The sequence below is a fragment of the Aeromonas sp. DNP9 genome, assembly GCF_001728955.1.
In the GTDB taxonomy this organism is placed as follows: Bacteria; Pseudomonadota; Gammaproteobacteria; order Enterobacterales; family Aeromonadaceae; genus Aeromonas; species Aeromonas veronii.
The window spans coordinates 20069-44957 of sequence record NZ_LYSQ01000033.1; the positions used below are offsets into that span (position 1 = coordinate 20069).

A 24889-nucleotide genomic window follows, 5' to 3' on the forward strand; every position below is an offset into this window, starting at 1 on the left:
CATTTTATCCGTGTACTAGTTGCAGTGCGGGTTGATCTCTTCCACCAACACGCCATAGCCATCATCAACTTTTATCAGTGTTCCGGTGGCAATCAATTCGTTTCCGCTCTTTAGCATGACCGAAGATTGTACAAAGTCTGTCAACGGCTTAACCTGGCCTTTGTGCAACTGATTTAGTTGTTCGAGCGTTAACGTCGTGTGCCCAATGACCACATCGATAGCAATTTTCATGATCTATCCTTGAGTAATGGCGACAATAGCTCGACGAACGTCGCGAATTTCCTCTTGGGCAGAGGATATTTCGGTCATCACATTCTTGAACTCTTGCTGCTTAGTGTCCAAATCGACTTGGATAGTATCGCAGTATGCCGTCATGGTCGCGTTTAATTCCTGAAGCTCTCCATAGGTTACTTGCCAATTTTTCGAATCATTTAGATTTTTACCTGTGATGACCTTGATACCATCAGGGTTATGTAAATCCTCTCTAATCAAACGATCAATTTCATCTAAGTAAGCAGCTGAATTACCATCACCCAATTGTGTTTTTTTATCATTCGAATTAGGGTCAGTAAACGAAAGGTTGTCCTGCATAACCAGTCCCCATAGTCGATTGATCTCAGCAACAGCATTGGACATCACCTCAATTTCTTGTGCCATAGCATCCGCTTTAGCTGTTTGCTCTTCAATGTACTGAGATAAGATCTGATCAATCAAATCGAGCGGGTCGACCGCCCCTGGAGTGAATAAAGGCACCGATTCAGAGCCACTTGTACGATATCCATTATCACCGACCATATTCTTTACCGCCGGGTGATCAAATATCATTTTTTCCAGTGTGACATCGGACGATTGATGAGAGAAACCTGGCTTCATATTCGAAAAATTCGTGATCTGTGGCATTGACATACTTCTTCTCCTATTGTTTCGGAATGTAATAAACTCGGATTTTCAAACCATCTTTGAAAACTACCTTTTCACGTGTAATAGCTTGTATCACACCGAGGCCAGGCACGAGACTGCCTTCCCAATACCGATTACTTGCATCGTAGATATAGCGCACCGATTGGGTAGACAAGAAGATGGCGTAAGGAAAAGCATCCGTATCAATACGTTCGTGACTATCAAGACGAGATGTAAGGCGTTTGGAGATGTCAGTCAAACCATGAGCCTTGAGTACTCGTGAAGCCAGCTCAGTGTCTGACACACGCCAGCTTTGCCCCTCCCGGACAAAGCTTACGCCTGCCTCCCCTAAAAGCGCCATGACTTGATTGTCAACTTCCCCCGTGTTCACGCGAATTTGATCGCGCCCTTTCTTATTTGTGATGGAACTGCGGACAGGCAAACCAGTCACGGATGAGACCACTTCTACCAACAACTGTGAGGTTCGTAAGTACTTAGCCTGTTCAATAACGGTCATATTTGCACTCAAGTACTGAGGCAAGCCATCAATGATGGCCTGGTCGAACACGTATAAACGGCCACCTTTGATATAGCCAGAATCAATATATTTCAGATACTTATGAATCAATGCGGTCTCATGATACTGTGACCACACAATGCCCCCCGTGGTGAGGATGGCATTGAGCACCAGACAAATCACGATCAGGGGGTAATATTGCTTAAGCCGATATCGACGCAATCTAGGCGCTCGCAACCCTTGGGGGTATACAAAGAATGCGAGTCCTTGGTGCTGATACACGTGGTTCGCGACGAGCAGCTTACGTATGCCTTTATGATGAAGACCTTGCGCATAAAGTTGCTCTCCATCAGGCTCAAGCAACAGCTTGGTCTCATTTGGCCAATACTCTGGGATTGCCAACACATCCGGCTGTTCAGACTCTGTGGAGCCAGTCAAACACAACGGGCGATCTAAAGGGAGAGTCACGCCTTGCAGGTGCCCAGTGATAAATTCAATCAGCCACATATTTTTTTCATTTCTTTTTTCATTTGATAAACGTTACTTATTGTTTGACCCAACAGATCAAGGACTTGTTGTGGATGTGTCGGCATCGGCTTATGGCGTATATAGAATCGCTCGCCGTCAAATGGCATTGCAATGTAGCCATCTTGTGTCAACCCAAAGTAACTATTCCACTTAAGAGCGAGTTGATCGTCGATAACCAAATCCAACTTTACCAACACAATAATCTGTCCTGTCAGACCAACCGCTGCTCCATTTTCAATTCTGCAAGACGATTCAGCATAGGTACAAACTAATGCATCGCTGTCGTGAACGAGCATGGAACGGCCCTGTACCAACTGGGCCACTTCACTCATTAATAACGAAAATTGCTTATTCTTCATTGTGTATCTAATTTCATTTCAATAATAAAACGACGCTGAGTGATACGCTCCTCGGCACTGGGCAATCCATTTTCTACACTGCCGCGCAACGAGATTGGGATGTGATGTACGCCTTCTTCCCTTAAAAAATCGTGAACAACTTGTGCTCGCGCATTTGCCAAAAATTGATTATGAGGATATTTCCCTGAGGAGTCAGCGACACCATAGATGCGAATATGTTTAACTGGCCATTGCCGAGCTAGATCAACGACGTTACGCAATGTGGCTTTGCCTTCTGCCGTCAACTCATATTGGTTCACCAAGAACAAATTGGTGAAGGTGAATCGATAAAGACCATTCTCTAGTGATGTCGCTCTGACACCATCAACACTCGCCAATTCTTTCTTGTTCAAATCTTTATTGTTTGAACTCTGATACTTGTTCAAATCTTTATTGTTTGAACTCTGATAACGGTTAGGGGTGACAAAATTTGAATACGCCGCATAGTCGCCTTTACAATTATTTATTTCCTGCACCCCGTAAGTGTTCAGGTTGACCAAATAGAATCCATTGTCCTTCCCTGGCTGAGCAATCTCCACACACGCCATTTGGTGAACCCCCCCATCCGCAAAATTCGGGGTACGACGCACCCAGAGCCGCAGATTATCGACATCAGCCACAGTGCTATACATCATGTTGTAGATGTCAGTTTCCCACTCGAAATCCAATATCGGATTCTCCTCCCGGATGACAGGGGAACTACAGGCAAAAATATTAAATGCCATCAGGCTAACTAACGTCATTCTCAATTTAATTACCACTCTTTTCCTGCCTTCTTAACGTTGAAATAATAATCGCGATATCACGATAAAACTCTTTTGGTATATGGGCGTCGCCTGTTTTCATCTTCTTATACAATGCTCTGGCTAGCCGTCTGTTCTCGATGATGGGTACATTCATAACCTCGAGCCGCAATCGTTCGTCTTTGGCGAAACTGTCGGTGCGAATGGTCAAGACCACCGGAGCTTTGTCTATGCCGGGCTCATAGCAAATGGGAATTAAGATGTGCGTCGGATTAGCCAAAGCAAATGTTGGTTTACGTCCTTTGGTGATGGGGGTGTCCATCACTTCGCGCATCCGGCGGCGGCGCTCAGACTTGATCTCAGGGGATCCTTCGGTTTCTTTCATCTCGTTTTTCATTTCGGTAAAGGTCATACGGTGCTTTTTATGAAAATGGAAACGCTCGACAAGATAATCAACACTTCCCACACACACGCCGTACACAATAAATACAACTGAAGACAATCCTATTAAAATCATCAGATAGTAAATAAAGTAGCTTTGGTTATTAATTTCTCGCATTGAGGTCAACTCCCCGCCAAACACGTCGAAAATGTATTTCAACAAGAAAAGTAGAAACAATAGTTCCAAAACTTTACGCAACGCGCGAGACATCGCCTCTAAGCCAAAAACATTCTTAAAGCCATTGATTGGGTTTATTTTTTCAATTTTGAATCCTATCGAATCGGTGTTCACCACCGTTTTATTAAGTAGCACCCAATTCAATAAAGTGACAATCAGTTTCAATCCAACCAACAGAGCAATCACAGCCCCAAGCAGCGCCACCAGTGATGACAAGCCAACTCGCACATCGGCATAAAGCATCATTTCAATCCATTGATTCATGTGTTCGAACGCCAGATAAAGCGCAGCAATAAAGACTAGCGTAAACACCACTAACTCAAGCGTAGGTTCCGCCAGTTCCGTTTTCGGAAACTGTCCCTTTTTCTTTAAGTCTCGAAGCTTTTTAGCCGTCGGAGGATATTTTTTGGGTTCTGAAGATTCCACTTTTCTTCCTACTGCGCGATTTGTATCACGTCCGATGTGGCCACACAGCTGGAGTCCGCAATATCACCATGGCCACATATCGGTAAAGTAGATACAACCTGATTAAAGAATGTCTTCACCATATTTACCTCTGAATCATTCACCACCAGGGTGGGTAAGCAACGATGCATAGCTGTCAGCCGAAGTAGTTCTTGTCGAAGGCCTTTTTGGACTGCAATCATCTGATTGATGTCTTCAACTTCTCCAGAAACAAACCAAGATATTTGCTCGGTTAGCTCCGCTGGCAGCAGAACAACATGGATTTGATTATTCGAATTCATTAATCGAGAAGTGATCTCATATTTCGCTTGAGCCCGAATCCGTATTAACCAGTTTTTTGGATCGCTATCTATTCTTGACCAATATATTAGAGATTCAAAAAAGCTTATTCTGTCTAAAAAAAACTCAGGTGCACGAAGCATTTCTTTTAGAACGTCATGTACCCTATTGTGACCGATGGCTGAGTCAATCTCCTTTTTCATCACGTCACTTTCCTGAGATAACGCCTCAATTACATTACTTGTAAATTGAAGGTTATATTTTTCTATCAACCGTTTTCTTAAAAAATAAGACGCGATGTGAGATAAGTTTTCCTCTATATTGTCGCAGCGAACGAACATACCATCGTTCATTATTTCTACTACATCTTTGGGCACATCATTGCTAAATCGACATACACATATATCGGCGATGTACACTTCTAGATCGTGATCAGATGAATCATCCACCACTATAGCCGGAGCGCCCAGAATCTGCCCCCACAATGCGTCTTCTATCATTTTCAATCCATGGTGGATAACGCCTTGATGATTATCATTACGGACAACGAATTTAAGCGACTCGAACAATCCACTACCTTTATCGCTTGTTATCGCCTTCACTACCGACTGCTTCCGCCTCAGAGAATATGCGGAAAGAGCACAAATTATTGATAATGGGAGACAAACAAGCAATAGTTCTACATTCAGCACGCCAACAACCAATACGACGCCAGCGATAATCAGAAGACTTTTCCAGAATGAACCAACCTGTATCATCAGTTGTGATATAAATGGCTTCGACTCTTCTTCAACACTCTTTATCCGCGTCAAATATACGCCGCAAGCCAAAGACAACAATAGACTCGGAATTTGTGATACCAGTCCATCTCCAATTGTCAGAACAGAAAATCGACTTACACTTTCTGACAACGACAGTTCAAATTGGTTTATTCCAACATAAATGCCACCGAACAAGTTGACGATGCTGATCAATATCCCGGCAATTGAGTCTCCTTTGACGAACTTCATCGCGCCATCGAGGGATCCAAACAACTTATTTTCCGTACTGAGGTTCGCTCGTAGCGTTTGCGCCTGCTCTCCTGTGATCAAACCACTTTTCAAGTCACCATCTATGGTCATCTGACGCCCAGGCAAGGCATCAAGAGAAAAACGAGCACCGACTTCGGCGACGCGCTCACCACCTTTAGTCACAACAAGAAATTGGACAATAGTAATGATCAGGAAAATCAACAGTCCGGATAACAGGTTACCACCCATCACTGTCTGGCCAACTGTTTCGATCACAACGCCTACATCTTCGTTGGCTATGATGTTTCGTGTTGTAGCTATCGACAACAGCAATCTAAACGTAGTTAGAAGCAACACTACCGTTGGGAGAAAAGTCACTTTCAACGGTTCATCGTTCTCAAGCATGATGATGAGCAATAAGGCTGAGCTGATGAAACTCAACAAAATAAATGCGTCAATTACTTCACCTGGCAGGGTGAACAAAATAATCGTAGGCAATAAAAGGGCTAAAATCACGCTGCTTGGGTTGAACAAGTAATCCTGCAGTTTTAATAGCTTCATCATATTTTATCTAAGCTCATTCTCAGTTGGGCGATCAGATCAGAGGTGTCAATAGAAATGCATCGTTCATCATCTTCGATAAACAAAGTTACACCTGTCTCTGAAAGGTGAGAATCAACCTTCAAGCAACGGCTAGCGTCGTCTATTTGCATGTGTAAAACTTCAACCAAATGCTGAATTAACGTTTCGTTGCGACTGATATCACCCAACTTCGATTGAACCACCATCACTACAGCACGCTTCAACTCATCTTTAATCGCCAAAATACTTTGGCTCTGTTCGATTAACAACGCAGACAGTTTTTCCTCTGCGTCAGCTAGCCACTGTTTTTTTTCGCTGTTCCAACGCTCCAACGAGTCTTTAAACACCTTCTCCATGTAGGTGTTTAAAGATTTTTCTTTCTCGTCGAACAATCTAATAACTTCTTGCTCTAAGATAGACTGGTAATCTCCTACTCGTCCCTTCACACTATCTAAAAGCGTTTGGGCTTGCTTGTATAGACGCAATTCGGATTTTTTTATAACATTCGAATCACAGTCTCGTTTAAAGCTAATACATGGGATTGAACGTTGTGATGATTCAATTTCAATATACATGACTCACCTCATTTTCTATGAAAGTCATTCTACCTCTGCACACTCACTCGCCCCAAAAGAAAAAAAAAGACTAAACCTGAAAAATAATGGTTTAGTCTGCGACACACGATGGTTGTTAATTTTAGGGCATTACAGTGCCATGATATACAAAATTGGTTAACTGCATAGCTTTGGCTGGTCGACCCCCAATAATGTGCTGTCTTTGGGAAGGAACATCCACTTCATTGTGAGCGACACTTTCATTTTTTTTCAGTGTAATTGCTGACATATTGTTCAAAAGTCCCGTGACACGATTACTATATGTACTTGGTACGGCTTGTGAAGAGCCTAGACTTAAAATCACAGAAGAACTGTGACCAAACTTTGACTCAGAGTTTGGAATCCAATGGTTATCTTTACGAAACCATGATCCTTGATGACCTGTAGCCTTTTCCAATTCATTGCTATTCACAGTATCCAAATTATTTTCTGAAACTAACTCTCCAATAGCTTGAGCTTGTGTTGTCGGCTCACGAACCACATCAGATACAAGAATCTCGTCGTTAGCCTCTTCCGCCATTAGCTGTTCAGACTCATTTGTTTTTATATTTGAATTTACTTGTTGGGTTGAGGACGTTGGCAGCTCACTACTTCTTTTGCTATCGTCAGAACCAGCGATACTAAGATCAGCGATGTTGTTACAAACTCCCGCTGTCAGATTGCTGTGCTGACTAGAAATGGCTTGGGCAGAACCTGAGCTTAAAATCACAGAAGAACTGTTACGAAACTTTGACTCAGAGTTTGGAATCCAATGGTTATCTTTACGAAACCATGATCCTTGATGACCTGTAGCCTTTTCCAATTCATTGCTATTCACAGTATCCAAATTATTTTCTGAAACTAACTCTCCAATAGCTTGAGCTTGTGTTGTCGGCTCACGAACCACATCAGATACAAGAATATCGTCGTTAGCCTCTTCCGCCATTAGCTGTTCAGACTCATTTGTTTTTATATTTGAATTTACTTGTTGGGTTGAGGACGTTGGCAGCTCACTACTTCTTTTACTATCGTCAGAACCAGCGATACTAAGATCAGAGATGTTGTTACAAACTCCCGCTGTCAGATTGCTGTGCTGACTAGAAATGGCTTGGGCAGAACCAGAGCTCAAAATCACAGAAGAACTGTGACCAATCTTTGACTCAGAATTTTTAATCCAACTGTTACCTACACGGAGCCATGATCCTTGATGACCTGAAGCCTTTTCCAATTCATTGCCATTTACACCATAGACTGGTGGTGTAAGTATCTGTTGCGTATTTCGCTTAAATACTTGCTCAGTCACTCTGCCTTGAGCTTGACTAGGCTTATTTTTATGCTCATCGTACAGTCGAGCATCATCACTTATCGGCTTTACGTCGTCTGTATTTGGTTTCACAATAGGTACCAAAGCCCACTGTCGGTTTTCGTTCATACGCCAAGAGTGTGTTTTACCTACGTTAATATCACCATCCTTGATCTTCTCTTTTAACTGAGACCCTTGCGAGAAGCACACACTCGCCTCATTAAATGCCATAAACCCTTTACCACGATGATGCAGAGATGGAACGGGGGCAGGTAAACCTGTCACAATTGCTTGAGCGCCATCATTGAAGCTAACATGGTGTGCATTCCCTCCTCCGGCAACTAATGTCTGCACGATTTGGGTACCAATCACGCTAGTAGCCGAGCTCACCATGCTTGACACTTGTTCTGATGTCATCTTCGTGATCCTAGTTGCCCGCAGTTGCTCGCCTTGATGAGCGGCAGTTTCATTACGCCGTTTGTCGGGTTTCGTCGATGTCTCATTCGTTGAATTTGTGTGCGATGACCTTCCCGTCTCGCCAGCTTGCGTGAAGTAAATATTGCCATTAATAGTGATGTTCGGCGCTTCATTAATGGTGATGTTCGGTGCGTAGACCGGCGCAAAGGTAAAGTTCCCACCTTTACTATGAAATTGAAACGGTCCTGGCGGCACATCTCTATGATTGGGATCCTCTTCTTCCTCATGATCGAGTCCATCCGGCTGGTCGGGTCTCGCAGGACGAGGTGGTGTTTGACTGGCTGAGTGCTCTGACTGGTCGGGTTCCGATGTTACGGCCTCGGGCTTAGCTTTTGGAGAAGCATTCTCCCCAATATCAAAACCGCTTCCTCCATACGACGCCATCAGCACTGCATTGAGGTATGTTGGCACAAACACCAAAGCAACCGGGCCCGCAAGAACACCAAATGTAAGCGCTCCAATTGAACATGCACCGAGGTGAACCTTGGCTTTTGTTTTATTACTGTACTTATTGGATGTGCTTTGAGTCGATTTGACATCCTCAACCTCAGCAGCCCTATGGGGCTGTTCGGCACCCACCTTATTAAACAAAGAGAGCGCAGTCGAGACCGAACAGGGTTGAGTGTTGCTCTCAGATGTTAATATTTTTTCGGGTGATGTAGACAGTATGGTTGGTGCTGTATCGACCGAGGTTATATTGTTGTCACTAGATACTAGGGGCTCCTGTATATCTTGGGCTGTAATTGAATCAAGTACAATCATGTCAAAACCTCATGGACTCACATAAATTTATTATCCAGCGTCGCAAGTCGTCTGGTCGAATATTTTTTTCATCTGCTGCTAAGGTAAGAAAACCATCAAGTCGGATCAGAGCATTCCCTTCCTCTTGCTCAAATCGGCTTAGCTGTATTAAAACACATTCGATATTCACGGCGTGGACCAGTTGAAAAAATGGAATGATAGGAACCAAGATATGGTCAGGATGGTGCACAAACACATCACGTTCATTCCGTTCCAATCTCAATAAAAATTGTTCTACGGGGCTAAATTCAGACATTTACTTAGGGTACACCAGCACTAAATCATGTTTTGTCAGATCAGCTATTTCTTGGGCTCGCAGTTTTGTTTCAAACGGAGCATAGCTAACTGACAATTTGATCTGCCCAGACAACACTTGGCTTTTAGGGTGTAAGAAGCGCTCTTCAACCAAAAGATCTTTCACATTCAAGGTAACCTTGACTGCGGTATCCCCTACACGAAAATACGCGTCAATCATCGTTTGCGGGGCGCACACTTCGCCCGCTTCATAATGAATATGACTGATACCATATCTCGCTGTTTTCTGAGCTAAAAGATAAGAGATGTATTCCGAATCGAGATACTGAACGTCAACAGCCAAAAGCTGCTGAACTATCTCAGTAGTTATATAGCCTTGGGCTTCGATACCTTGTTGATTTAAGTGAAATTTGACACATTTCGGTGGCGGCTTAGCCTCTGCTCGAACACCATAAAAATCAATTTCAATAGCTCCGTTATCAAAAATATGCCCCGCGACACGATTGATGGTGTCCACCGGCTTGCGAGACAACACTGCGGCACATTCTATGGTTACGATATGATTATTCATTTGTATCTACCTATTGCGAGAAAGCAACGCCAACACATCTCTGCTCATTAAGAAATCTTTATCATCAATCCACTCTCGGATGCCTGCGGGTGTTCTCGAAACAAACTCATAAAGAGTTTGATAAGCTTGTTTGGACGCGACCAGTTTGAAATCATCCTTCTGCACCAAGCTAAAAATGAAGGTAATGTTATGAAAGTTACTATTTAAAATACCATCAACCAAAATAGCTTGAACGGTCTGCTCTGAATACGCTCTAAGCAGGGCAAACCATTCAACAACTTCTTTTTTACTCAGAAGAGCATCGGTTTCACTCACCTGATTCCAACTTAAACGTTGCGACTTACTGGCAATCAACACATAGGGGTCGAATAAGACATTTCGCAAATTGCAATGGCTGATACGTTGTTTAGGCATCGGTATTATCCTGATATTCGTCATTGCCGCGAGGTACCGCTTTACTGGCTTTATCATAGCGACGACACAAAACAAGTAAAGACAGCAACCCTGCCAGATAGTAGTCATACGCGATAAGTTGCTGCAGAGCTTCGCTACTGGGCTCACTATCATCGCAAAGAGCTGATAAAACTTGCTCATATTGTTTGAGAGTTTTCTTCACTGAAGCCGGATACAAATGTTGACTTTGCTTCACAGCTTGCAAGATGAATATTTGGGCATCATTGAGTGATTCAGCATCCGGTAATGACTCGGAGAAACCCTGCCAATCGCGCAGCGCTCTAAGTTGATAGCTATTGAGCTGTTTAAGGAACTGACGCTGGTTCTGTGGCGTCATCTCTTTACGTCGAACACGAAAAATGCGTGGATACTTCCGTTGACGTTTTTCAATGTGTTTGACATCGCGAACACGCTTGAGCCCACCCTCATCCCGCGTTTGCTTAGTCTGAGAGACATCAGACACTCGTTCGATGCGTTGTGGTATGGATATCGAAATATTACGCATTGTTTAAAATGAGCGGGCAAGCCCGCTCATTCCCTATTAACGGTTAGTAACCAAGCTTGCCTTTGCAATTGAGTCCAAGATCTCATTCAACTTGGCAGTTTCTTGAGTCAGATTTTGGATGTATTGATCGAGCTGAGCATCGAACTTTTCTTTCATGTCTTTGGTAGCTTGGGTCTCTTCCTGATTTCGGATTTGAGCTGCATTTTGGATTTCATTGACATTCCCCACAACACCTTGCGACATTTCCGCTGCTTGGGATACCGCGCGGTATTTCCCGGTACGGGCATCTTGAAGCCGCGCAGCATAGTCATTACGTGTCTTAGCATCGAGAGACTTAACAGTTACACTCTCATCACCAGACATGCTGCGGATGTGCTTATCTTGCAATGATTTCGGCTGAGCCATACGCACTGCCGCGAAGGTAGAAATTCCCATGGTGAGGATTGACGCGGCGAGAGTAATGCCGAATTTTGTCTGCGCATCGTGGCACTTGTCAGCTGCCAGCGAAACCGCTAAATCGCAAGTTGCGGACGCCTCATTGATACGGTTTTGCATCACTTGTGAGCGAAGCTCATGTGAGGAAGCGATGATTTCGGTCATCAACGCCAGCAACTCAGCCATCGAGACACTACTATGTGTGTCACTCCTGTTCGATTGCTCAGCCGCCTGCGATGTTTCCCCAACCGAACTTGAAGAGGCACTTAAATGCATTAGATGCCCTTCAGCTGCAGAGAATTCCCCCCTCGCCACAGCCATCGACAATTTGGCCAACCCATCCAGTTGATGGTCTGTCACAACGAACTGGTCTGCCTCCTTGATGATTTGGGCGACTAACTGCAATTGGCTTTGCAAACCCAGCGTTTGGATGGATACAGAAGAAGATGATGCGCTGATACTTTGTGCATCAGTGAACACGGACGGCATATTGATGTTGTTTGTAGACACGTTCAATTCCTATTAGTTACATATGGATGGAAATCATCTTTGCGTTGAAGTCTCGGTGATCACTGTTCGTTTTGAACATCGATTCAAACGCGTGTGAAATGGCGCGCATAGATTGATTCAACATATTGATAATTTGCTGGATCCGAGTTTCCAGTTCATCTTGCTTTGCTTGATTGATCTCTAGATCTTTCATAATGTCAGCTGATTTAATTCCATAGCCGGCACTGACAACTGAAGCCGTTGTTGAACCCACTTCCGCAACTTGACTCATGCGAGATGCTCGAAGAGCTGCTTTATCGCTGCTGACCATGAAGTCTTTTAGCTTTTCGGCAACGTCATCCAACATCTTGCTCGCTTTTTGCGTCATCTTACAAAGTGGGCGCATTGCTTTCATGGACGCCACAATATTCTTTAGCTCACCCACTTTTGACATCATCGACGTCACGGAACTGAGCGGCGTTTTACTGACGACATTAGCTGCGGTGCTAGCCACTTTAGATGCCATTTTTGAGGTGGCTTTTCCGAGTTTGTTTACAATCTTCCCCGGGTTGAAACTAAGCACCATAGTTGCCATACCGATCGCCAGTTGCAGGCCCATGGTCACCTTGGCTCGAGTCTCTTCAGGTACCCCCGCGGCTTTCATAATTTCATCCGCGACTTTGGGCACAACAATAGTCGCAACCATAGCGCCAATCATCACAGCAGCCATTGCCGGGTTAAACGGAGCAACGACAATAGCGGCAATAAAACCCAGAGCCATGGCAAACTTACCCCAGAAGCCTTGCTTTTTCTGGGCTTTTTGCTGCTCATTGATGTCCTTCTCACGCTCCTCAAGTTGGTTGATTTGCGATTGTTTTTGCACTTCAATAAGTGATTTTTTGGCTTCCGAATTTTCTTTACCCGTGCCCGATACAGCATTTGCCACTTCTTTCATTTGATCTTCGACCAAACGCCAGAGCGCACTGAGCGACACAGAGCTTCCCGGAAGGGGTTGACCTGGCACAGCCGAATTCGAAGACACACTTTGCGTCGGCTGACTAGAGACCTTGGATGATTCTTCATCGACAGCATTCACATAGGCAGTGGCTGCGACGGTGTTCATGAATGTACTCATTATTTTCTCTTCATGTTATTGGCCAGGAATAAGCAGGTCCGCGACCTGCCTGCGGACTCAGAGAGCGGTATGTCCCCGGCAATGTCATACCATTTTCAAGAAAAACGTGTGTAACACATCAGTCATTTAAATATTTTGAGCCATTGCCATTTGCTCATCGCGACAGATTTTCAACCAATACAGTAGCGTTTGCTGCAGCATTTTCACTTGATCTCCGATACGGTTGACCTCTTCGATCTCTTCTTCTGTCAGATCTCTTCCTGGAAAATCATTCAGTACGTTAATTAGATCTTGAGGGTAGATGCCAGCACTACCAGCGAAATCAGGGTATCGACCCGCTTCAACGTGTTCTCCCGACTCCGGAGTACTTCCTACTCCATTACTGGGAATCCACCCATCGACGTTAGTTGTCAGGTACTGCCCAAGGCCTCCGTCATCTAACCCAAGTAATTCTTCATAATCTGAAACATCACCTGTAATCAACTGATCCCATTCATCTGATGTAACAATTCCTTCTTCAGCTGCATCAGAAAGAATAAAGATTTTCAGAATTGGGCTTAGCCTTTCACACTCATCCGATGAATATTGATCTGACCCGTTAATAAAACCATCGGGGTCCGTCCAATAGTTCTCTGCACATTGTTCTAGGCCTTCTTGGTTAGCTTCATCACCATAGAACGCCACTATTTGAGCCGTCAGAGAATTGCTTGGGATAGGATCGGGGATCTGGGCTTCCAACGTTGGAATGAGTTCGTTTAGAAACCAATCTATGACTTCATCTGGTGGGTGAGCACCATACTGACTATATGGAGCATGTAAACCACTACCAAAATGTTCTGTTATCTGTGCAAAGTACACATCATAACTACTATCGAGATCCAAGCCCCATTCATCTTCATGTAATAGCAAATCGATGACCAATAGCTGCATTATATCTTCGTATTCCGTTCCCTCCACACCATCTTCCAAAATGGCTTCATACATCATAGTCAGCATAGGTTCTAATACGGCACTCCCCCCTTCAGTCCAGGCATTAATATCTTCTAATTGCTGACCGTACGCTTCAATACTGGCAGCCAATGAGAGGGCTATCGCGTCTTCCGGATTGGAACTGACCATCTGCACAACAATCTCTTTTTGATGTGCCGCAGCAGCCATCAGCGCGTCACTTGCCCCTGTTGTGTTTGCAAATTCTGTCTGAGACTCAAGTGTGGTAACCATACAGTCAGATTCTTTTACAAACTGCTCTAATTTTAATTTTATTGATTCAGTTTTATTATTGTCAGGGTTATAAACTATGGCAGCTCTGTCAAGGTTAGGAAAATCAATATTTATCACTTTACAGCTCCATCATGGAATTGAAACTTTCATGCTACATCGACTAATAATGATTATAACTCACGTGTTTTTAGCAATCGCCATTTGTTCATCTCGACATATCTTTAGCCAATATAGAAGCGTTTGCTGCAACATTTTTACTTGGTCACCAATCCGATTCACCTCTTCAATCTCTTCTTCGGTCAATTCACGAGGTGGAAAATTTGAGTACAAATCAATTAAGTCATCATCATCAATACCATCACCAACCCAATCGATTTGGTCATATCCAGTCTGTGAACCGGTTGCTGCACCACCCTCCTGTATTTGCCACTGTGAGTTTTCACATAAAAAACTCAATGCAGTATAAGGATTACCGCTTGAGTCACTACCAAATGTAGCGGCTATATACTCATCTATTTCTTCTATACTTCCGGTCAAAACAATCTCAACATCTTGTTGAGACATCTGAGGGTTTTTTTCGAGTAATATACTTAATAAAAACAAACGAAGCATAGGACTGAGATCGTCAGCAGTACCATTGGCCCACCAGCCATAGTCATCATAATAGTGATCTTCTATCTGATCACCCAAAACACTAGCGCCGCCGCCTGACTCAAGATCCTTCATGACGCAATCAAGTAATGAACCTGGCGGGATCACTGCATTTTCCAAAATCCCATCATAAAGTGTTTTTGTGACCTGAGCTAATTCTTCTGGAGAGTCATAATCAGATTCGTGCAGCCCATGACTGCCACTACCAGTGCTCTCCAAGACATGACTGATGTCTTGTTTATTATCGCCATACCAATCCTCCAAACCATATTTTTCGGGATGAATCATGATTTCAAGTAGGGCTATTTGGAATAGATCCTCCATCTCTTCTGGTGCGATTACTCCATCAGATTCAATATCTTCCAACATGAGCCAAAGTGCAGATTCAAACATTTCCACACCACCATTAGTCCAACCTTCAATAATCTCTAACTGTTTGCTATACGCCTCAATACTTGCCGCCAATGAGAGGGAAATTGCATCTTCTGGATTTGAACTTGCCATTTGTGCGACAATATCCTTTTGGTGTGCCGATACAACCATCAGTACATCGGTAACGCCTTTTTTTGTTGCCAAAGAACTTGGTCCATCCAGTAACTGCATATTGCTTACCACGAGCGTTATCCAACACTCAATTTTATTTATGTCGATATCCATGGATGCTTTTTTAGAATTGACACCATCATGGCTACCTTCACGAATAATTGCACCATTAAAATAACCATCAAGATTTATTAAATTCATTATTTTCTAATCTCCACCTAAACTCTTTAATAACTCATATTAAATTGTTATATTGATTTTAAAACGAACAACAGAATATAGAATTAAAGCATGGTACTCTTACCTTATAAGTAAGGATTTAGCTGCTTTGTTAGATATTTGTAACGTTGAATGTAATAGCCGCTTAGATTATCTGGTCGTACAATGAGTAGCATCGCGGCAGATTCAAGCATTTGGTCCAGTTTATAGTGGCACAATGCGATATTCAGAATAGTTTCATCTAAATCATTAGTGGGAAACATTTTGAGTATGTTCAGCATATCTAATGCATTTTGAAACTGCTTTTTTTCCAGATAAATCGCAGCTAAACATCCTGCACCGCGATGATCGTAAGGGTTAAGCGCGCTGTAGGCCGAAAAGACGATCTCCGCTTCCTTGAACTGAAACTGGTTATAAAAGTCCACCCCCAACTCAAATATAGCTTTAAGCTGAGGAACAGACACCTTGCTCGACCTTCGTATAGCTGCGATCTCTTGCTCTACCATATTTTTTTCAAGCAGTGCGTAAAATTCTTCACCCGCCTCACCGAAGTGGATCGATTTTGACTTCATAATTAAATCCTGATCATGCTTATTTGAGATTCAGTGAGTCGCACACATTGATTTGAAACCTTCGATACCAAATTGCCTGTACGATGTTGACTTTTGGTTGAAAGAGCATCCCCAGGAAAAACCACATTAAGTCGAAGCGACCATATTGCAGCAAGACGATAGTCATGTAACTTCACAACCTGCAAACCTAACTCGGTTGTATTAAATGACTGAGATGAGGGTTCAACCCCCGCCACGTCTGACCATAGTGATAACTCCTGACCCAAGGTTTGGCGCAATGACCATAACCTTGACACGCTCATGCTACGTTTTGCGCTTTGATATTCGACCATCATGCCAAGTTTTTCAACGATTAAACGTACCTCTTGAATGGTATAGGCGAAACACAAAGCGACCTCGTCTTCCGTCAGCTTGGTGAGCAAAAAAAATAACTCTTGAGATACCTGCTTCCTCACCAAACAACGATGCACTAGAACTTGATACCGACGTTTAGCCTTGTTTATCATTAGCATCACTGTCTCGCTCACGTTCTACAAAATAGCTCACTGTGAGTTTGTCACCGTCGTCAACAATACCTTTTAAGAACCGTTCTATGTTCTGTTTGTTTGTTGTGTTGATTTCAGCGAGGCTCATGACCAAAACCGAGACTCGTTTATACTTATCGCCAGTCACAACCACATTAGCTCGCATTATTCCAGGGATGACACTGAGCTTGTTGTATATTTCACGTCCTTCTAGCAAGTTTCCTTTAACCTGTTCCAATTTACTCAAGCTCGCAAATTTTGACTCAAGCAACTCATTCAAATCTTCTTTCTCGAAGTAGATGTTGAACTGTGTCAGTATCTCACGTGCTTTGGCTTCAGCATCATCATCAACGCTAACAAGGTAACTATCCTTCTCAGAACTCAATTCCGCTTTCACTTTGTAATGTGCAAGGAGAACAATCACTTTGTTAGCCATGTCCGAAGACTCAAACTTTGCTATTTGTGTCCCACCTTGCTCACTACAGCCAGACAGCAAGATAAGTAATAAACAAAAAAACTTTCTCATCACTGAGCCTTCATCACTTCATTGATAGCGTTGGCAGATTTTGACGCCACTTTTGTCACGATTTCTTGGAACATGGTATAATGAAACATCGATTGCTGTAATGCCAACGTATCAACAGTTGTAATACTTTGATTGGTGTTAATTCGATCCATTTGATCGAGAATTTCCTGAAAGCCTTCACCTATATTATTGAACGTCTCTTCCATAACAGACGGTTGAACTTGTTCAATAGCAAAACTCTGCATTCCAAAACCTCATCTTTTAAGTTGTTTTTCATTAATAGAAATAATCCTACAACCACACCACCACCACATCAAATGAATAAAGCTGAATCCTCCCACCCCTCCATGCACTACTTAGCTTGTTGCAGTGACGAGCAATTTGATTTAGGGACCCGCTCAAAATGGACCCATAACCTCAACCCACCATCTCCACAAGCAACAATTTCAGAAATCACCCTGATAAAAACAGAAAAAACTCCGCAATTTTTCACACCCCATAGAGAACCTATGAAGCGACTGCAATCACACGGAACACCGACCGAACACTTTTCACCATCTAATGCTTGATTTGACGGGCTTGTATAGACACCTCAGCTCTTTTGAATGCCTAGGCATGGATGACATCCATGCAAAAAATGACGTGTTCACCAAGTACTTCTGCATTTAGATACATTTATAATCCGTCATAAATGACATCCTTCGCCCTGTATTCAGCCAACGTCAAAAAGTCTATTTACCGAACATCATGCACCGAATAGTTATGGTAGATTTCACCAAAGACTTCCGTTTTGCGCTAATGTTGAAAATGGACTTACCCCTCCACTGTGCATCGATCAATTGATCTTGACGGCATACCACATAGTTATTAACCGATTAAGAATATAGATATAACATCATCATATTTTTAAGAACACACCCTAGGAATTGGTAATCCTGAAGACTGCAGACTCCTCACTCAGAGAAAGCCATATTTTTTCATTTTTATTCCATTGCCTGCAATGCTCCCATTGCGATTTCATACAAATAACAGACTGGGTCTTTTTTTCTAAGCTGCCATTCGCATCGTATTACGAGATTGAGCAATGCTGCGCAACAAAAAAATTTGAAAAATACCCCCCTATCAGTGATCAAATACCGGTCGCATGATGAGATAGTCGAAATTGATTGCACTAATCGAATTTTTCTATCGGTTAGCGCTATCAGACGTTAAAAGCGTCATGCAAAAATCTTATACAAACCCTATATCGAATTGGAGTTATAGATATGGACAGACCAATTGATTTCAATAAATCACCTTCATTATTGAGAGATGAGGGTAGCCTATCTGGTTCAGGTCAGAAAATGCTCGTTTCAGGTGTTCGTAACAAGCGTACGAGTAATCATCATCCTCGAGACTCTGCGCGAACGCGCACCATTATGGATAATAAAGAGTTTGTAGTGACAAGATGGCTAGCACTCAAGAGCAACGATACATCGTCAAAGCAGATGGAAAAAATTTGTTCCGAATTAATTGCGGCTAACGCGCTGCAAGAAAATTCCGAACAATACAACATCATTCAGAACATGATCAGACTTCGGTCAAATGAGGAAAAAGATCAGTCATCGACTGACGGTGCGCATTTTAATGCTAGCATTCCTCCCATGAGGGACAACTTGTGGCCCAGCAATTCAACGCCTTTTAATTCAAGAGATACCACGGGTCAGAAATGTGTTTGCCCGCTTTTTAAGAGTGTACATGATGCCCTCACACACAGTGCCGAACAGCCGAAGTTTATTCAACCTGAACGAGACAAACTGCGACAGGCGTTACGAAAGAATAACTCCTTGCGTCAATCAAGCCAGGCTCGAACCAGCCCAGTTTTTGCAAATTCCTTGGAGACCGTGAACAGCAACCTGATCTCGAACGGGCACTGTAGACTTCCTCCTCAAAAGGCAAAAGAATATGTGAACCTCCTGACCCAGAATGCCACAGGCGACATGTCTGCTAGTGCTGCGTTCGCTAGTTCCGGTGTTCAATGGTGGTCCACGGCTATGCAAGCTAAAATAACAGGAGATAGATGTGATGCTCTAGTAGGCGCAAGCATGAATTTTGCTGGCTGCCTTGCATCCGGTGTAATTGATAACCAAGACTACATTACAGGCAAAGCATTTCACACAATTGATCGTGACCTGCCATCTCCGGCAGATAGTTCATCATCTCCTACGGGAAGGCCTGCATTCCCAATGCCATAAAGCTGTGAACCCCATCGTCACTTAACCTTAATTAAGCCACGGCGAGTACCGTGGCTTAGCTTCACAGGATGAAGTAAGGCTGAGTAGACAAGGGGGATTCAGTTTGGATGGTGCGTCCATGCAACAAGCCGTTGCGCACCACAGCTTGGCAACCTTCAGGGAGCTTTAGCTGACCCTGCGCTCGAGTAGGGTTTGGAGCTCAGCTTCTTCTACCTGGGCAATCTGGTCTCTGGCGCCTTCACGCAGCAGGTCCTTGGCGGGTCTGTTGACTTGGCTGCTGATTGTGACTGGTTATGAGGGCAGATTTGGTCATGGCATATTACCTCTGTTGATTGAGATTCTTCGCAGATATCAATCCGCAGTATAAGCCACCTCCTCTATCTCCCCCCCCCCCACACATCGCTGACTTTGTGCTTTCTAAATAACGGATCCCAATAGTGCTACACCTTCGCTGTGCCATAGCCATTCCCCCGGAAAGGAGACACGGTATCCATGAAGTGTTTCACTCGGGCCAGCGCAGCGTCGATATTCGCCATTTTCTCCTGATAGGCTGGGTCTTTTATCCGCAAGGTTGGCACGGGCCTGTGCCAGACAATACCCATACGATGTAACCAGCGACGAAGTGTAGAGGCTGCCACATTGAGCCCTGTTAACCGATTGATCTTGATGGCCATCAAGAGACGAGCATGCCCTTTATCACGCGTGGCATGGATGATTTTGTGAATGCGGCGCCGTTGTGGCTGTGGCAGGGGTGGTAGGATAGGCATCAACTCAGTCCTTTGGGTGTGGCTTGTTTTGTTTGGCGGCTAATGAGATCGCACAAACTGGACTGAGTTCCCTTCCTCCAGTGATCTACTATTCGGAACAGCTATTTAGACGATTCCTGATATACAGAGGACGATACTTTGAACGAAAAATCAAAATCGCTTATAGTATAAGAAATTCATGATTTAACCTAATCCTATGGAAAAATTTCATAAATTCTTACAAGATATCGTGTTAAAGAAGATTTCAAAAAAAGAACTATTGATCCGACTTCAGTTGGCCTGCGAAGATTTTCACGGCTTAGATACTCTGACATTTGGTCGTTGGACCAAAGGCACATCAAAGCCGAGTCTTCACAAGCAGTTATTGATCGCTCAGTCATGTCAATGTCTTTCAGAGTACATGGATACGTTCGAAGAAGCTAAAGTAAGCAGTGTTGACGAACGCATTTTCACCAACTATCTCAGTCGCTTTGATGCGCCTTATCATCACATTCTGGCGTTTGAGCACGAGGAATATTTATTCCACAGTAGGGGTAAAAACACTGACCTGTACCCCTATGTACAACGCTTCTCGGATAAGCTCGAGGCTTTGAAGAGCATCACAGAGCAAGCGCATAGCCTCTACGCCCCCATCAATGTTGAGCTCTTAGCCATTGGCGAGCAGGACAATATGGCAGTGGAATCCTTTATCTGGATGCAGCACGGGTTAAACGTCCATTTAGATTGCCTTGGCATTACTCGGAACGAATCAGATTATTCAGAAAAAAATTGTGTCGCGATAACATTGAGCTACTATCGTTCGTCAGAACATTTTCTTTTGCTGTGCGGTTTGTTAGTAAACCTCATGCTTGAACACTACTCCAATAAACAGAAATTAGTCATTCAATTTCGCGGTCTACAAGGGTTAATGCTGTCCGAGACCTTAGGGGGAAAATCGATTTGCTCTTTACCGGATGCAACCTTTGGAAATTTGTACATCCATGAATTTGATTTTCTTAGGTTTTTCGCCAATCCTGTTATCCTAAATATAGCTAAAAAATACGTGAACACCTATAGGAATCATTTCACAACGCTCACAAGACACCCTATTCGGCTCAGCGACCTCGGTTAACCGTTACCACACAACCTCTACAGGGTAGGCCGTTGTTGCCAAAATTAGCCAGCAAGTCATGACGGCCCTAGCTCCAGGTGTAGTGGTCTAATCATCCAGGACACCATTTTAGGTGGTACAGTCGCCACCATGACCTGAGGTGTTCAATGACAAGATTACGTCGCTCATTTACTGCCGAATTCAAACTCGAAGCCGCATCCCTGGTGCTCGAACAGGGATATTCTGTCCCCGAAGCTAGCCATTCACTGGATGTCGGTGAAACCGTACTTCGTCGCTGAGTTCAGCAACTGCAATCCGAACGCAGTGGTACAACCCCAACTAATAAAGCACTGACACCAGAACAGCAGAAAATTCAGGAGCTGGAAGCCCGCATCAATCGGCTCGAGCGCGAAAAGGACATTCTAAAAAATGTATGGTCTGCTCCTTATCTGCAAGCTTGAACTGATTTCCAGAAGTCGTTTGCGTCAATGTATCCGGCCTGTCTGTGAGCCGTTTTCCGGCTCTGGCCTTGATGGGATCCGCACGTCGTCGTCCTAATAAAGCTACCAGTCATGAGAGACTGCTTTTTTAGCTAGGCTGCAACGTCGTGGGGTAAACGCTTCTGTCATCTGTTTTTGGCTCGCAAAACCGGGTATGAGTTATATCTGTTAAACGGCTGCGCTTGGGTTGGGATAGGGTTGGTAATCCCTGCCGGATGTCAGCACTTTCCAGCAAATTCGCATTATCTTATTGGCCAAGGCGATAAGGACCACATGGTGGTGATGGCCGACCTCTAGCCTCGCGACCCATTCGCCTAACGATGATTTGTCACGCTTCATGTGAATTTTCAGCGCTTTGGCGCCCTGAATAACCATTTGCCTTAAATAGCTATTGTCACGCTTACTGATCCCGCCGAGCGAAGATTTGCCACCCATTGAATCCCAACCAGGCTGACAGGTCGCGGGCTTTCTTGAATTGTGAGCCATTGCCAATTGCGGCAATCTGAATCGCCCCCAGTTCCCTAGACACCTCACAGCCTTAAAATGAGGCAACTATTGGAGGTGTTATGACCCGTCAGCGTTACCCAGAAACATTCAAGATAGAAGCTGTTAAACAAGTCACCGAGCGCGGGCGGCCTGTGGCTGATGTTGCACGAGCCCTCGGGGTATCCAGCCACAGTCTGTATGCCTGGCTCAAGCAGTACGGTAAGCCCGCTGACCAGCAGTACGAAGAGTCTGCCTTGCAAGCCGAGATACGCCGTCTGAAAGCCGAACTGCGCCAAGTCACCGAGGAGCGCAACATTTTAAAGGAGGCCGCCGCGTACTTTGCCAGCGAGTCAAGGAAAGGTACGCGTTCATAACCTCCCGACTCGACCGGTACAGTGTCGTTACCCTGTGCCAGACCCTGGGGGTTCACCGAAGTGGCTTCTATGCGTGGTTGAAACAGCCCGCGTCGCCACGGCAGCAGGAGGACGAACGATTGACCAGATTGGTCAAGCAATCCTGGCTGGAAAGTGGTGCTGTCTACGGTTATCGCAAGATCCATCACGATCTTCGTGACTTGGTGGAAGCCTGCGGCAAGCACCGTGTGGCCAAATTAATGAAGCGGGAAGGGCTGCGTTCGCAAACGGGCTATCAACGCCGTAAGGGGCATTATGGAGGCAAGAGCCCACTGGCTGCCCCAAACACGCTGGCACGTCAGTTTAAGGTGCCAGCCCCCAACATCTCCTGGGTGACTGACATTACCTACATCCGCACTCAAGAAGGGTGGCTGTATCTGGCGGTGGTGCTCGACCTGTTCTCTCGCCAGATCATCGGCTGGGCGATGAAGCCACGCATGACGGCAGACTTGGCGGTTGATGCGTTATTGATGGCCGTCTGGTGGCGCAAGCCCAAGCAGCCGGTACTGGTGCATTCGGATCAGGGCAGCCAGTTTACCGGTGGTGAATGGCAGGACTTTCTGAAGGCCCACAACCTGAGTTGCAGCATGAGTCGACGTGGCAACTGTCACGACAACGCTGTCGCCGAGAGCTTCTTTCAATTGCTCAAACGGGAGCGGATCAAACGCAGGATTTACCCGACAAGAGACGAAGCCCGCAGCGATGTGTTTGATTATATCGAGATGTTTTACAACCCAATCAGGCGTCATGGTTCCAATGATGGGCTGTCGCCGGTAGAGTTTGAAAGGCAATTTATTTTTCAGCAACAGAGTGTCTAGAAAATCCGGGGCGATTCAATCAACGCGGTTGAGACAATTGGTCCAATGCCGGGGACGGTACTGATTTTTTGGCACAAACTCGATGTGCTCGAGGCTTGTCCGAGCATGAGGCTCATCTCATCAATCTGAATATCCAGCTGTTGCCACCGTTCTCTCAGGCGCAATACCAGGGCGCGGATAAAATCAGTTAAGCCATTCTCGGCATCTTCAAGGATCGCCGGTTGGGAGCGTTCGAAGACTTTTCTGCCCACTGGTACGGTGAGACCATATTCCAGCATCAACGCTCTCATCTGATTGACCGTGGCGGTACGTTCGATGATGAAACGTTAACGGACGCGATGAGTCGCTTGCAATGCCAACTGAGCGGGAAGCAGCTTGGGGAAAGGCTTCCCCTGTTCGGATTTAGTCAACAATGCCTCTAACAATAAAAAATCAAGACCCATCGGAAAAATTTTGATTTTTCGTGACATTGCCCCATTTTAGGTTCCCTCTTATGCTTTCCTCACTCCACCACACATAACGAGGATCAACTTCATGAGAACATCGTATCCACTAGGTCAGAACGCAACATTCTGCTACCCAAAACGCGAAATTCAGACTGAAGCAGGGATTACCAAGTTGGGTGGACGAGAGTCAAATATCTTGTTGTTGCTTCTCGATACCCCGAACACCTTGTTGTCTAAACAATTTATCAACGATAAGGTATGGGGCAATGTCTTGGTCGCCGAGACCTCATTGACAAAAGCGATTTCGAACATACGAAAGGCCCTTGCACTGCATTCCGACATTGACTGTGAGCTCAAAACATTTCCGAGACAAGGGTATATGTTAGCTGTGGAAGGTGAAGGGAATGCACTCTTGTCCAGCACATATTCTGATACAGTGACATTCGAAGAACCAGCGGTATACCGCGTTCATGAACCAGAGGCATTAGTTGCACCGGGTAGTTCGCACCAAGCGCATATGGCAGCTTCATTAAGCAAGCATGGTCTCGTACACATTGCCATCACTGCTTTTTCTGCGTCTATCATTACAGTGCTTGCTGAAATACTGACCGCTAAAATGCATTTATTCTAAACAATGGCGTTGTTTCCCAAATCAACCATCAAACCACAACTCCCCCAGCCCCAAGTGACCGTTACACTCGGGGCTTTCTGACAGGCAGACCCAGGGTATTGAGTTTGTTTATGGCGCTGACATACGCCATTACCTCTCCCACTTGGCCGTTGTAGTTACGCAGACTGACTTTCCCCGCCTGCAACTGTTT

General features: G+C 44.5%; 25 protein-coding genes and 4 pseudogenes. 5 read left to right on the forward strand and 24 right to left on the reverse strand.

Going from position 1 to position 24889, the window contains the following annotated elements; genetic code table 11:
* Window positions 1–15: 15 nt before the first annotated feature.
* The 20 genes from A9G06_RS19235 to A9G06_RS19320 all read right to left on the reverse strand — a co-directional run bounded on the left by A9G06_RS19235 (window position 16) and on the right by A9G06_RS19320 (window position 17559).
* Complete coding sequence (locus A9G06_RS19235) at window positions 16–231, reverse strand: FliM/FliN family flagellar motor C-terminal domain-containing protein (protein ID WP_069556277.1); 216 nt, start codon at window positions 229–231, stop codon at window positions 16–18.
* 3 nt (window positions 232–234) lie between these two features.
* Window positions 235–906 carry a hypothetical protein gene (locus A9G06_RS19240; protein WP_139126298.1) on the reverse strand — a complete coding sequence of 224 codons (672 nt, stop codon included), beginning with the start codon at window positions 904–906 and terminating at the stop codon, window positions 235–237.
* A gap of 10 nt (window positions 907–916) precedes the next feature.
* Window positions 917–1924 carry a hypothetical protein gene (locus A9G06_RS22320; RefSeq protein WP_069556278.1) on the reverse strand — a complete coding sequence of 336 codons (1008 nt, stop codon included), beginning with the start codon at window positions 1922–1924 and terminating at the stop codon, window positions 917–919.
* A complete protein-coding gene (locus A9G06_RS19250) occupies window positions 1915–2304 on the reverse strand; it encodes a hypothetical protein (protein ID WP_069556279.1) in 390 nt (129 codons plus the stop codon). The genes A9G06_RS22320 and A9G06_RS19250 overlap by 10 nt, the downstream gene beginning before the upstream one ends.
* Window positions 2301–3104 (reverse strand): OmpA family protein, encoded by an 804-nt coding sequence (locus tag A9G06_RS19255; RefSeq protein ID WP_216093227.1) that lies wholly within the window; start codon window positions 3102–3104, stop codon window positions 2301–2303. The genes A9G06_RS19250 and A9G06_RS19255 overlap by 4 nt, the downstream gene beginning before the upstream one ends.
* The gene (locus tag A9G06_RS19260) at window positions 3094–4131 is read right to left on the reverse strand and encodes an EscU/YscU/HrcU family type III secretion system export apparatus switch protein (protein WP_069556280.1); all 1038 of its coding nucleotides are present in this window, start codon (window positions 4129–4131) and stop codon (window positions 3094–3096) included. The genes A9G06_RS19255 and A9G06_RS19260 overlap by 11 nt, the downstream gene beginning before the upstream one ends.
* 8 nt (window positions 4132–4139) lie before the next feature.
* Complete coding sequence (locus tag A9G06_RS19265) at window positions 4140–6023, reverse strand: FHIPEP family type III secretion protein (RefSeq protein WP_069556281.1); 1884 nt, start codon at window positions 6021–6023, stop codon at window positions 4140–4142.
* A complete protein-coding gene (locus A9G06_RS19270) occupies window positions 6020–6616 on the reverse strand; it encodes a hypothetical protein (protein WP_069556282.1) in 597 nt (198 codons plus the stop codon). Before A9G06_RS19270 ends, A9G06_RS19265 begins: the two co-directional genes overlap by 4 nt.
* 121 nt (window positions 6617–6737) lie before the next feature.
* Window positions 6738–9176, reverse strand: coding sequence for a hypothetical protein (locus A9G06_RS22135; RefSeq protein ID WP_139126299.1), 2439 nt, complete (start codon window positions 9174–9176; stop codon window positions 6738–6740).
* A gap of 295 nt (window positions 9177–9471) precedes the next feature.
* Entirely contained in the window at window positions 9472–10041 is a 570-nt protein-coding gene (locus tag A9G06_RS19275) for a hypothetical protein (protein WP_069556283.1), read from the reverse strand.
* 6 nt (window positions 10042–10047) lie between these two features.
* Complete coding sequence (locus A9G06_RS19280) at window positions 10048–10455, reverse strand: hypothetical protein (protein ID WP_069556284.1); 408 nt, start codon at window positions 10453–10455, stop codon at window positions 10048–10050.
* Entirely contained in the window at window positions 10448–10957 is a 510-nt protein-coding gene (locus tag A9G06_RS19285) for a hypothetical protein (RefSeq protein WP_216093228.1), read from the reverse strand. Before A9G06_RS19285 ends, A9G06_RS19280 begins: the two co-directional genes overlap by 8 nt.
* 78 nt (window positions 10958–11035) lie before the next feature.
* On the reverse strand, window positions 11036–11944 hold the full coding sequence (locus tag A9G06_RS19290; protein WP_139126300.1) for a type III secretion system protein: 909 nt from the start codon (window positions 11942–11944) through the stop codon (window positions 11036–11038).
* 16 nt (window positions 11945–11960) lie between these two features.
* Entirely contained in the window at window positions 11961–13046 is a 1086-nt protein-coding gene (gene sctE, locus A9G06_RS19295; protein WP_139126301.1) for a type III secretion system translocon subunit SctE, read from the reverse strand.
* A gap of 138 nt (window positions 13047–13184) precedes the next feature.
* Complete coding sequence (locus A9G06_RS19300; protein ID WP_069556288.1) at window positions 13185–14396, reverse strand: hypothetical protein; 1212 nt, start codon at window positions 14394–14396, stop codon at window positions 13185–13187.
* Window positions 14397–14456: 60 nt separating this feature from the next.
* Window positions 14457–15674: a hypothetical protein gene (locus A9G06_RS19305; protein WP_139126302.1), complete on the reverse strand. Its 1218-nt coding sequence runs from the start codon at window positions 15672–15674 to the stop codon at window positions 14457–14459.
* Between the two features lie 104 nt (window positions 15675–15778).
* A complete protein-coding gene (locus tag A9G06_RS19310; RefSeq protein ID WP_069556289.1) occupies window positions 15779–16264 on the reverse strand; it encodes a regulator in 486 nt (161 codons plus the stop codon).
* 2 nt (window positions 16265–16266) lie between these two features.
* Window positions 16267–16686 (reverse strand): hypothetical protein, encoded by a 420-nt coding sequence (locus A9G06_RS22140; RefSeq protein ID WP_139126303.1) that lies wholly within the window; start codon window positions 16684–16686, stop codon window positions 16267–16269.
* Window positions 16687–16753: 67 nt separating this feature from the next.
* The gene (locus A9G06_RS19315) at window positions 16754–17314 is read right to left on the reverse strand and encodes a type III secretion protein (protein WP_069556290.1); all 561 of its coding nucleotides are present in this window, start codon (window positions 17312–17314) and stop codon (window positions 16754–16756) included.
* Window positions 17314–17559, reverse strand: coding sequence for an EscI/YscI/HrpB family type III secretion system inner rod protein (locus A9G06_RS19320; RefSeq protein WP_069556291.1), 246 nt, complete (start codon window positions 17557–17559; stop codon window positions 17314–17316). Before A9G06_RS19320 ends, A9G06_RS19315 begins: the two co-directional genes overlap by 1 nt.
* 1020 nt (window positions 17560–18579) lie before the next feature.
* On the opposite strand from A9G06_RS19320, the gene A9G06_RS22145 reads away from it, so the two are divergent.
* Window positions 18580–19548 carry a hypothetical protein gene (locus A9G06_RS22145; RefSeq protein ID WP_139126304.1) on the forward strand — a complete coding sequence of 323 codons (969 nt, stop codon included), beginning with the start codon at window positions 18580–18582 and terminating at the stop codon, window positions 19546–19548.
* 100 nt (window positions 19549–19648) lie between these two features.
* On the opposite strand, the pseudogene A9G06_RS21730 reads toward A9G06_RS22145, so the two are convergent.
* Together A9G06_RS21730 and A9G06_RS19325 are read right to left on the reverse strand one after the other, a co-directional pair.
* A pseudogene (locus A9G06_RS21730) lies at window positions 19649–19800 on the reverse strand (IS256 family transposase); the annotation flags it as partial.
* A 254-nt stretch (window positions 19801–20054) separates the two neighbouring features.
* A pseudogene (locus A9G06_RS19325) lies at window positions 20055–20315 on the reverse strand (winged helix-turn-helix domain-containing protein); the annotation flags it as partial.
* A 229-nt stretch (window positions 20316–20544) separates the two neighbouring features.
* Here A9G06_RS19325 and A9G06_RS19330 point away from each other — a divergent pair.
* The 3 genes and pseudogenes from A9G06_RS19330 to A9G06_RS19345 all read left to right on the forward strand — a co-directional run bounded on the left by A9G06_RS19330 (window position 20545) and on the right by A9G06_RS19345 (window position 23622).
* A complete protein-coding gene (locus tag A9G06_RS19330) occupies window positions 20545–21426 on the forward strand; it encodes a hypothetical protein (RefSeq protein WP_171903406.1) in 882 nt (293 codons plus the stop codon).
* A gap of 146 nt (window positions 21427–21572) precedes the next feature.
* Window positions 21573–21833: pseudogene (locus tag A9G06_RS21735) on the forward strand (transposase); the annotation flags it as partial.
* A gap of 638 nt (window positions 21834–22471) precedes the next feature.
* Window positions 22472–23622 (forward strand): IS3 family transposase gene (locus A9G06_RS19345; RefSeq protein WP_139126305.1). Its coding sequence is split into 2 segments (ribosomal slippage): window positions 22472–22700 and window positions 22700–23622, totalling 1152 coding nucleotides; the frame shifts between segments, so codons are not numbered across the junction.
* On the opposite strand, the gene A9G06_RS19350 is transcribed toward A9G06_RS19345, so the two are convergent.
* Entirely contained in the window at window positions 23619–23900 is a 282-nt protein-coding gene (locus A9G06_RS19350; protein WP_069556297.1) for a hypothetical protein, read from the reverse strand. The two genes, A9G06_RS19345 and A9G06_RS19350, sit on opposite strands and share 4 nt — an antisense overlap.
* A gap of 256 nt (window positions 23901–24156) precedes the next feature.
* Between A9G06_RS19350 and A9G06_RS19355 the strand changes: the two genes are divergently transcribed.
* Window positions 24157–24699, forward strand: coding sequence for a winged helix-turn-helix domain-containing protein (locus tag A9G06_RS19355; RefSeq protein ID WP_069556298.1), 543 nt, complete (start codon window positions 24157–24159; stop codon window positions 24697–24699).
* Between the two features lie 61 nt (window positions 24700–24760).
* Here the strand turns inward: A9G06_RS19355 and A9G06_RS22150 are convergent.
* A pseudogene (locus A9G06_RS22150) lies at window positions 24761–24889 on the reverse strand (IS5/IS1182 family transposase); the annotation flags it as partial.